The sequence below is a fragment of the Pigmentiphaga sp. genome, from assembly GCF_019689535.1.
Classification (GTDB): Bacteria; Pseudomonadota; Gammaproteobacteria; order Burkholderiales; family Burkholderiaceae_B; genus Pigmentiphaga.
In genome coordinates this window covers 1-9,568 of record NZ_JADGHH010000137.1, presented here as the reverse complement: position 1 = coordinate 9,568, position 9,568 = coordinate 1, and the positions used below count along the sequence as shown (strand labels likewise).

General features: G+C 64.4%; 6 protein-coding genes. 3 read left to right on the top strand and 3 right to left on the bottom strand.

Going from position 1 to position 9,568, the window contains the following annotated elements; translation table 11 throughout:
* Positions 1-272: 272 nt before the first annotated feature.
* The 3 genes from folD to IRZ12_RS12300 form a co-directional block, all read right to left on the bottom strand.
* Positions 273-1,133 carry a bifunctional methylenetetrahydrofolate dehydrogenase/methenyltetrahydrofolate cyclohydrolase FolD gene (folD, locus tag IRZ12_RS12310; protein WP_296468821.1) on the bottom strand — a complete coding sequence of 287 codons (861 nt, stop codon included), beginning with the start codon at positions 1,131-1,133 and terminating at the stop codon, positions 273-275.
* Between the two features lie 254 nt (positions 1,134-1,387).
* Positions 1,388-2,011 carry a response regulator transcription factor gene (locus tag IRZ12_RS12305; protein WP_296468819.1) on the bottom strand — a complete coding sequence of 208 codons (624 nt, stop codon included), beginning with the start codon at positions 2,009-2,011 and terminating at the stop codon, positions 1,388-1,390.
* Positions 2,011-4,389, bottom strand: coding sequence for a PAS domain S-box protein (locus tag IRZ12_RS12300; protein WP_367181588.1), 2,379 nt, complete (start codon positions 4,387-4,389; stop codon positions 2,011-2,013). The genes IRZ12_RS12305 and IRZ12_RS12300 overlap by 1 nt, the downstream gene beginning before the upstream one ends.
* Before the next feature lie 272 nt (positions 4,390-4,661).
* Here IRZ12_RS12300 and aceE point away from each other — a divergent pair, with 272 nt between their 5' ends.
* From aceE to IRZ12_RS12280, 3 genes are all read left to right on the top strand, one after another.
* Positions 4,662-7,376 (top strand): pyruvate dehydrogenase (acetyl-transferring), homodimeric type, encoded by a 2,715-nt coding sequence (gene aceE, locus IRZ12_RS12290; RefSeq protein WP_296468817.1) that lies wholly within the window; start codon positions 4,662-4,664, stop codon positions 7,374-7,376.
* Between the two features lie 118 nt (positions 7,377-7,494).
* Positions 7,495-9,168: a dihydrolipoyllysine-residue acetyltransferase gene (gene aceF / locus IRZ12_RS12285; protein ID WP_296468815.1), complete on the top strand. Its 1,674-nt coding sequence runs from the start codon at positions 7,495-7,497 to the stop codon at positions 9,166-9,168.
* A 9-nt stretch (positions 9,169-9,177) separates the two neighbouring features.
* Positions 9,178-9,568: biotin/lipoyl-containing protein (locus IRZ12_RS12280; protein ID WP_296468813.1), on the top strand; the 391-nt coding region annotated here is incomplete at its 3' end.

Sequence of the window (9,568 nt, the reverse complement as noted above, 5' to 3'; positions counted from 1 at the left end):
GGCCAGGCCCGATAAGTCCATCAGCGGGTTGTCGGCGAGGTCGGCAGGATGCTGGGCAGGGCTTTGCGTCATAGAGGTGACTCCGAAAGACGATGGTTCGGGCAGGCCGCAAGCACGGCAGGCCACATGGCCTCCGCGTGTTCGGCGGACGCTGCCTGAAACCTATGTGGGGATATTCTCGGCGAAATCCAGTGTGCCGGGGGCAAAGCCGGCCGCCGGAAAGAGGCGCCGGGATCCGGCGCCGCGCCCGCCGGGCGCAAGGCGCGAGAAGCTCAGCCGCGCGTGGCGGCCACGCGTTCGGCCGACTCCAAGGTGTTGGCCAGTAGCATGGTGATGGTCATCGGGCCGACGCCACCTGGCACGGGGGTGATCCAGCCGGCAACTTCAGAGACGCTGGCAAAGTCGACGTCGCCGCAGAGTTTGCCGTTTTCGTCACGGTTGATGCCGACGTCGATCACCACGGCCCCGGGCTTGACCATATCACCCGTGACCGTGTTGCGGCGGCCCACGGCCGCCACGATGACGTCGGCCTGGCGCGTGTGGTAGGCGAGGTCTGGCGTGGCGCTGTGGCAAATGGTGACCGTGGCGTTGGCCTGCAGCAGAAGCAGGGCCATGGGCTTGCCCACGGTGTTGCTGCGTCCGATGACCACCGCATGCTTGCCGCGCAGGTCATAGCCCGTGCTTTCGATCAGTTTCATGCAGCCGTAGGGCGTGCAAGGGCGGAATCCGGGAAGTCCGGCCATCAGTTCGCCTGCGCTGAGCACGGAGTATCCGTCCACATCCTTGCTGGTGGAAATCGCCTCGATCACCTTGTGTGGGTCGATGTGCTTGGGCAGCGGCATTTGCACCAGGATGCCGTGGATGGACGGGTCACGATTGAGCTGGTCGATCCGGGCCAACAGCTCGGCCTCGCTCATCGAGGCTTCGTATTTCTCGAGTACGGAATGAAAACCGGCATCGTGGCACGCCTTGACCTTGTTCCGGACGTACACATGCGAGGCCGGGTCGTCTCCCACCAGGATCACCGCCAGACCGGGGCGCGTGCCTTGCTCAGTGAGCTCGGCGGCTCGCCGGGCGATGTCGGAGCGGATCTGCTTGGAAAGTTCGTTGCCGTTTATCAGGCGTGCGGGCATGGCGGTAGGGGGAAGAGTGGAGGAAACAGGGACGCGGCGCGTCTGGGATGATTTTAGCGCAAGGGGAGGGGCGGCCTACGCGTACCCGCGGCGCAACCAGGCGCTGCGGCTGCGCGGTCTCGCCCCTGCGGCCAGGCGCGAGGCCGCCCGAGCGGCGCGGATGCGCCGCGCCGGGTCATGGGATGTCAGTCAGAATGTAGGGAGGGCCGGCAGTTGGCCCGTCCGGCATGCGTTCCGTCGACGGGGAGCGAGGCCTAGGCCTGCGGCCGGTGGTGCAGCGCCACTTTCATTAGGTCGGCGACCGTGGTGACCTGCAGCTTTTCCATGATGTTGGCACGGTGGGCCTCGACCGTCTTGATGCTGATCCCGAGGTCGTCGGCAATCTGCTTGTTCAGCCGGCCGGCCACGATGCGCTCGAGGACTTGCTGCTCGCGCACCGTCAGCCGCGCGAGCAGCGCTTCGTTGTTGCGGCGGGTCGCTTCGTCGGCCGCACGCGCATGCGCCTGTTCCAGCATGTTGGCGATGATTTGGCGCAGGTCTGCCTCGTTGAACGGCTTCTCGAGGAAGTCGACCGCGCCCTTCTTCATGGTGGAGACTGCCATGGGGACGTCGCCGTGGCCCGTCACGAACACGATGGGGATCGTGGCCTTGCGCGCGATCAATTGTTCCTGGAGCTCCAGCCCCGTCATTCCGGGCATCCGAACGTCGGCGATTAGCACACCGATCACTTCGGGATCGTATTCGGCCAGGAAACGTTCCGCGCTTTCATAGGCCCGTACTCGATAGCCGTTGGCCTCCAGCAGCCAGCGGAGAGAATCGCGCACGGCTTCGTCGTCATCGACAATGAAGACCGTGCTGGACTGGGGCGTAGTGCTCATTAGGGAAGCTCCTTGGGGGCGGATTCCAGTTCGGGGGCCGAGCCGGTCGGCTGCGTCGGACGTATCAACGGAAGCGTAAACCTGAAAATGGTACCTCCGGAAGGATTGGGCTCGGCCCACAGCCGGCCGTGATGGAACTCGATGATCGTGCGACAGATGTTCAGGCCCATGCCCATGCCTTCCGATTTCGTGCTGTAGAAAGGCTCGAACAGCCGATCGGGGTCGGCCAAGCCATGGCCGCTATCGATCACCGCCACTTCCACCATGTCGTCGCGCACGTTCGCTTCCACCAGCAGCTCCCGCTTCTCCGAGTCCTGCATGGCTTCGAGGCCATTCTTGAGCAGGTTCAGCACCACCTGCTCGATGAGGATAGGATCAGCGAGAACGTCCGGCAACTGTTCGGGTATTTTTTGAATGATATCGATTCGCCGGGTCCGGGACTCGATCCCGGCGAAACCGACCGCATTATCCACGATCGTGGGCAAGCTTACCCGCTGTCGCTTGGGTTCGCTACGCTTCACGAATTCGCGGATGCGGCGGATGATCATACCCGCACGCTGGGCCTGTGCGGTGGTTTTTTCCAGGGCAGGCAGCAATTTGGCGGGGTCGGTGTCTCCCGCGCGGACCAGCGCCACTACGCCCATGCTGTAGTTGTTGATCGCGGTGAGCGGCTGGTTCAGCTCATGGGCGAGCGAGGAGGCCATTTCCCCCATCGTGATGAGGCGGCTGGTGAGCTGGATCTTTTCCTGCTGCGCCCGCGAGGCTTCTTCGGCGGCGCGCCGCTCGGTGATGTCGCGCGCCACCTGCATCCGCACGCGCCGGCCGTCCACCCACTGCAGCATGCGGTGCCGGACTTCGAACCAACGGTGCGTGGACGGGGAGTAGACCTCGATCGCCTCGTCGGTAAAGCGGCCGCGCCGGCCGGCGGATAGCTCGTCGTGGCCGGTGGCCTGCGAGCCCAGCACGCGCCGGTAGGTTTTGTTGGCGAAGAGGAGCTCCGACCCTTTGGGTGTCTCGGCCGTGACGGAGATGGCATCGTCCAGGCCTTCGAGCACCGTCATGAAGCGTTCGTGCGCCGCGGCCAGGGCCTCGCGGATGCGCTTGGGCTCGGTGATGTCGGTCATCGAGGTCATCCAGCCGGTCTGCACGCCGCGCTGGTCGAGCAGCGGCGAGACGTACATGCGCGCATAGAAGATGGAGCCGTCGCGGCGCTGGGCTTCCATCTCGAAGCCGCTGCTGGGCGCGTTGCCCGACAGGAGCATCTCGGTATTGCGCCACTGGGCGGCATGGTCGCCCTGGGGCCAATAGGGATAGGGGGGCATGCGGCCGAGCAGGTCCGCCTCGTCCCAGCCTATCATCCTGCAAAAGGCCGGGTTCACGTAGGTGATGCGGCCTTCCATGTCCAACACGCGCATGCCGGTCAGCATCGAGTTTTCCATGGCCCGCCGGAACGCGGTTTCGGCGATCAGGGCCTGTTCCGCCTGGGAGCGGAACCGGGTGTGGCGCCACAGCGCGAGCAGGCTCCAGATAATGACCGCCGAGAGCGACACCACCACCCAGACCAGCATGGTCTGCGAGGTATCGGTCTGCGTGCGGTAGCCCCTGGCGCTCAGCATCATGCCGTTGCCCGGCGGGTCCAGCGGCACTTCATAGGAGTTGATGGCGCCTTTGTCCGCCCGCGACGACGAGGAGACCAGCGGCATGTCATTGGCGTCGAGGATGGTGACCTTGTACTTGCGCGCCGTTTCCTGGGGAATGAGGTGCTGCAGCATGCCATCCACCGAGTACACGGTGGCCAGCGTGCCCAGGAAACGCTCCTCCTGGAAAACCGGCACGTAGAGGTCCAGGTAGACCTCGTTGTATTGCCCGCGATAGGGGCGGGAATAGGCGGGGCGGTGTTCGTCCCGCGCGATTTCGAACGCCCGGAAGGCCTCGGGCTCGGCGGCCCCTGGCGCGCTCATCCGAAAACTTTGGCCGGCGCGGCTATCCGGCGAAGAAACCCATACCGCTTGCCGGTCGGCGTTGATCCAGGCCACGTGGATGATTTCCGGGTGTTCGACCAGGATCTCCTTTGCGTCGTCCAGGAAGCGGCTCTCCGCCATTCCATTGCGCACCAGGTCGCGCCCGAGCGCGCCGATGCGGTCGCGCGCGGCCAGCATGCGCAGGCGCATCGATTGCTGCGCCCAGTCGACGTCGCGCACGAGGGTGCCGTAGCGTTGGGCGTCGTCGCGCGCGTCCAGCCACCAGAGGATGGAGCCCATGACGCAGACGAACAGGCCCAAGGCGATGGCGGGCGTCAGCCAATACCAGCTGCGGCGGCGCAGGCGCCCGAGATCCTTGAACGGCGCCGGAATATTGGAAGGATGAACGGTAGACATGGAGAAAGTTTACGCACATGCGTGCGCGTAGGAATCCGTTAGGTGGTTTATTGCAGTGCAGAATGCTTTTATTCCGGATCCGTGCTAGATTTCATATCGTGGTAAATGATATCGTAACGCGAAATTTTTATTGCATCGAAGGCTCTCCGCCTTCTAGAATCGCGCCGCAGTTGCAACAGGGCCCTAGTTTTACATAGGCGAAGGCCGCCAACAGCGACTAACCCTTTGGATGGCTACGAGCCGTCTGGATGTCAGAGACTCAGGAGACAGGCATGTCCGCTCTTCCTCAGGTCGGGGCCGGCGTAAACGCTGCCAACGACGAAGATACCCTGGAAACCCAAGAATGGCTCGACGCCCTGGAAGCGGTCCTGGACCGCGCAGGCCCTGAGCGTGCCCATTATCTGCTGGAACGCCTGATCGACCTGGCCCGGCGTTCTGGCGCATACATCCCGTTCTCGCCCAATACGGCGTACGTCAACACCATTCCTCCCCACATGGAGCCGCCGCATCCGGGCAAGCTGGACCTGGAAAACCGCATCCGCTCCTACATCCGCTGGAATGCGATGGCGATGGTGGTCAGGGCGAACCGCCTGCATCCGCCAGATGGTGGCGACCTGGGCGGGCACATTGCATCGTTCGCCTCGCTGGCGACCATGATCGAAACCGGCCAGAATCATTTTTGGCATGCCGAGACTGCCGACCACGGCGGTGACCTGGTCTATTTCCAAGGCCACTCCTCGCCGGGCGTTTATGCGCGCGCGTACCTGGAAGGGCGCCTGACCGAGGAACAGCTCGACCATTTCCGCCAGGAAGTCGACGGTAAGGGCCTCTCGTCCTACCCGCATCCGAAGCTGATGCCCGACTTCTGGCAGTTCCCGACCGTTTCCATGGGCCTGGGCCCCCTGATGGCCATCTACCAGGCACGCTTCCTGAAATACCTGCACGCCCGCGGCATTGCCGATACCAGCAAGCGCAAGGTGTGGGTGTTCTGCGGCGACGGCGAAATGGATGAGCCCGAGTCGCTTGGCGCCATCAGCCTGGCCTCGCGCGAGAAGCTCGACAACCTGGTGTTCGTGATCAACTGCAACCTGCAGCGCCTGGACGGCCCGGTGCGCGGCAATGGCAAGATCATCCAGGAGCTGGAAGGCGAGTTCCGCGGCAGCGGCTGGAACGTCATCAAGCTGATCTGGGGTGGCTACTGGGATCCGCTCCTGGCGCGCGACAAGGAAGGCATCCTGCGCCAGATCATGGAAGAGACCGTCGACGGCGAATACCAAGCCTACAAGGCGAACGACGGCGCGTTCGTGCGGGAGAAGTTCTTCGGCAAGCATCCCAAGCTGCTGGAGATGGTCAGCCGCATGAGCGACGAAGACATCTGGCGCCTGAACCGCGGCGGCCATGATCCGCACAAGGTTTATGCCGCCTTCGACGCCGCCCAGAAGTCCGTGGGCCGCCCGACCGTCATTTTGGCCAAGACCATCAAGGGTTATGGCATGGGCGCGGCCGGCGAATCGCGCAACCCCGCTCACCAGCAGAAGAAGCTGGACAACGAGATCATCCGGGCTTATCGCGATCGGTTCAATATCCCCATTCCGGACGACAAGCTCGAAGAGGTACCGTATTACAAGCCGGCCGACGACGCGCCGGAAATGAAGTACCTGCACGAACGCCGCCAGGCGCTGGGCGGCTACCTGCCCAAGCGCCGCCAGAAGGCCGACGAGCACCTGCCGGTGCCGCCGCTGTCGGCCTTCCAGGCGGTGCTGGATCCGACGGCCGAGGGCCGCGAAATCTCGACTACGCAGGCTTTCGTGCGCATCCTGACGCAGCTGTTGCGCGACAAGACCCTGGGGCCGCGCGTCGTGCCTATCGTTCCCGACGAGTCGCGTACCTTCGGCATGGAGGGCCTGTTCCGCCAGATCGGCATCTACGCGCCCGAAGGCCAGAAGTACGTGCCGGTCGACAAGGGCCAGGTCATGTACTACCGCGAGGCGTCCGACGGCCAGATCCTGGAAGAGGGCATCAACGAGGCGGGCGCGATGAGTTCCTGGATCGCCGCGGCGACCTCGTACTCGAGCAACAACCGCATCATGGTGCCGTTCTACATCTATTACTCGATGTTCGGCTTCCAGCGCATCGGTGACCTGGCCTGGGCCGCCGGCGACATGCAGGCCCGCGGCTTCATGTTGGGCGGCACGGCGGGGCGCACGACGCTCAACGGCGAGGGCCTGCAGCATGAGGACGGCCATAGCCATTTGATCTCGGCGACCATCCCGAACTGCGTGTCGTACGACCCGACCTTCGCGCACGAGCTGGCGGTGATCATCCAGCACGGCCTCAAGCGCATGGTGGAAGACCAGGAAAATGTCTTCTACTACATCACGGTCATGAACGAGAACTATGCCCAGCCGGGCCTGAAGGCCGGCGACGAAGAGGGCATCATCCGCGGCATGTACCTATTCAAGAAGAGCGAGGCCAAGGCCGAGCAGCGCGTCCAGCTGCTGGGGTCCGGCACCATCCTGCGGGAAGTAATCGCCGCGCAGGAGCTGCTCGAGAAGGACTGGGGCGTCGCCGCCGATGTCTGGAGCGTGACCAGCTTCACGGAACTGCGCCGCAACGGCTTGGACGTCGAGCGTTACAACCTGCTGCATCCCACGGAGAAAAAGCCGCAGGTGGCGTATGTGACCGAGCTGCTGGAGAAGACCGAGGGTCCGATCGTTGCGTCCACCGACTATATGAAGGCGTTCGCCGACCAGATCCGTCCCTTCATTCCGAAGGGCCGCACCTACAACGTGCTCGGCACCGACGGATTCGGCCGCTCGGATTTCCGCTCCAAGCTGCGCCATCACTTCGAAGTGGACCGCTATTTCGTCACCCTGGCCGCCCTCAAGGGCCTGGCCGACGAAGGCAAGATCCCCGCGAAGAAGGTGGCCGAGGCCATCAAGAAGTACGGCATCAACCCCGAGAAAGCCAACCCTCAATACGCCTGATAGACGGCCGGGATGGTTAAGATAGGGCCCAGCCCTATCTTGTCCGCCCGGCCGGCGCGCGCCCGCCCGCGGCGGCAGCGGCGCGCCCGGCGGGGTCCGGCTTTCTGGAGACTACAGAATGAGTAATGTGATCGAGCTGAAAGTCCCCGACATCGGCGACTTCAGCGATGTCGAAGTGATCGAAATCCTGGTCTCGGTCGGCGACACCATCAAGCCCGAGCAGAGCCTGGTCACCGTCGAATCGGACAAGTCGTCCATGGAGATCCCGGCCTCCCAGGGCGGGGTGGTCAAGGCCGTGAAGGTCAAGATCGGCGACAAGGTCAGCGAAGGCACGCCCCTGGTCGAGATAGAAGCCGCCGGCGAGGAAGGGGCAGCGGACAAGGAGGAACAAGTTCCACAGGCCGCCGCGCCCGCTGCGCAGGTTGCTCCGAAGGCCGCTGCGGCCGAGCAGCCCGCCCCGCAGCCTGCCTCTTCCGCCGGACAAGGGGCCGAGCAAGTCGTGACCGTTCCTGACATCGGTGACTTCAAGGACGTCGAGGTCATCGAAGTGCTGGTCAAGGCTGGGGACCGGGTCGCCGCTGAGCAGAGCTTGGTGACGGTCGAGTCTGACAAGTCCTCGATGGAAATCCCCAGCTCCGCGGCCGGTGAGGTGCTGGAAGTGCTGGTCAAGGTGGGCGACAAGGTCTCCGAAGGCAGCCCGCTCGTGAAAGTGAAGTCGGACGCTGGCGCAGCGCCCGCAGAAAGCGCGCCTGCCAAGGCCGAGGCGCCGGCTGCGCAGGCGGCTGCCGCGCCGGCTTCCGCCCCGCAGGCCTCGGCGCCTGCCCCTGCCGCCAGGCGCCAGCCCCCCGTTCCTGCCGATGCGGAGGGCGAACGGCGGGGCGTCAAGCCGCACGCCTCGCCCTCGGTGCGCAAGTTTGCGCGCGAGCTGGGCGTGGACTTGACCAAGGTGACGCCCACCGGGCCCAAGGGCCGCATTACGCCGGACGACGTGCGCAACTTCGTCAAGCAGGCGCTGGCTGGTGCGGGGGCTTCCGCCGCGCCGGCCGCGGCGGGCGGTGGCCTGGACCTGCTGCCGTGGCCCAAGGTGGATTTCGCCAAATTCGGCGAAATCGAAGCCCAGCCGCTGTCGCGCATCAAGAAAATCTCCGGCGCCAACCTGCATCGCAACTGGGTGATGATTCCGCACGTCACCAATAACGAGGATGCAGACATCACCGACCTGGAGGCATTCCGCGTCCAGCTCAACAAGGAAAACGAGAAAGCAGGCGTCAAGGTCACCATGCTTGCCTTCCTGGTCAAGGCCGTGGTCTCGGCGCTGAAGAAATTCCCCGAGTTCAATGCCTCGCTCGACGGCGAAAACCTGATCCTGAAGAAGTACTACCACATTGGGTTTGCGGCCGATACGCCCAATGGGCTGGTGGTACCGGTCATCCGCGACGCCGACAAGAAGGGCGTCCTGGAACTGGCCAAGGAAACCGCGGATCTGGCCAAGAAGGCGCGCGACGGCAAGCTCTCGCCATCGGAGATGCAGGGCGGCTGCTTCTCGATCTCGTCGCTGGGCGGCATCGGCGGCACGCATTTCACGCCCATCATCAACGCCCCCGAAGTCGCCATCTTGGGCGTGAGCCGCTCGTTCATGAAACCCGTCTGGGATGGCAAGCAATTCGTGCCGCGCCTGACGCTGCCCCTGTCCCTGTCGTACGACCACCGCGTCATCGACGGCGCCGCGGCCGCCCGCTTCAATGCCTATCTGGCCGGGGTGCTGGCGGACTACCGCCGCATCCTGCTGTAAGGAGCAACGATGGCGATCGAACTCAAGGTACCCGACATCGGCGACTTCAAGGACGTCGAGGTCATCGAGATCCTCGTGTCGGTGGGCGACTCGATCCAGGCAGAGCAGAGCTTGGTGACGGTCGAGTCCGACAAGTCCTCGATGGAAATCCCGGCCTCCCAGGGCGGGGTGGTCAAGGCAGTGAAGGTCAAGATCGGCGACAAGGTCAGCGAAGGTACGCCCTTGGTCGAGATAGAGCCCGCAGCCGATGCAGCAGCCGCGTCCGCCAGGGTCGTGCCCGATCCGACGGCGCGCACCGGATTCCCGCAGGTTGAACTGGCCCCTCCGGCACTGGATGAATTGGGTGAACCCACCTCCGACAAGCCGGACCCCGATCCCGTGCCCGTGCCCAGCCCCGCGC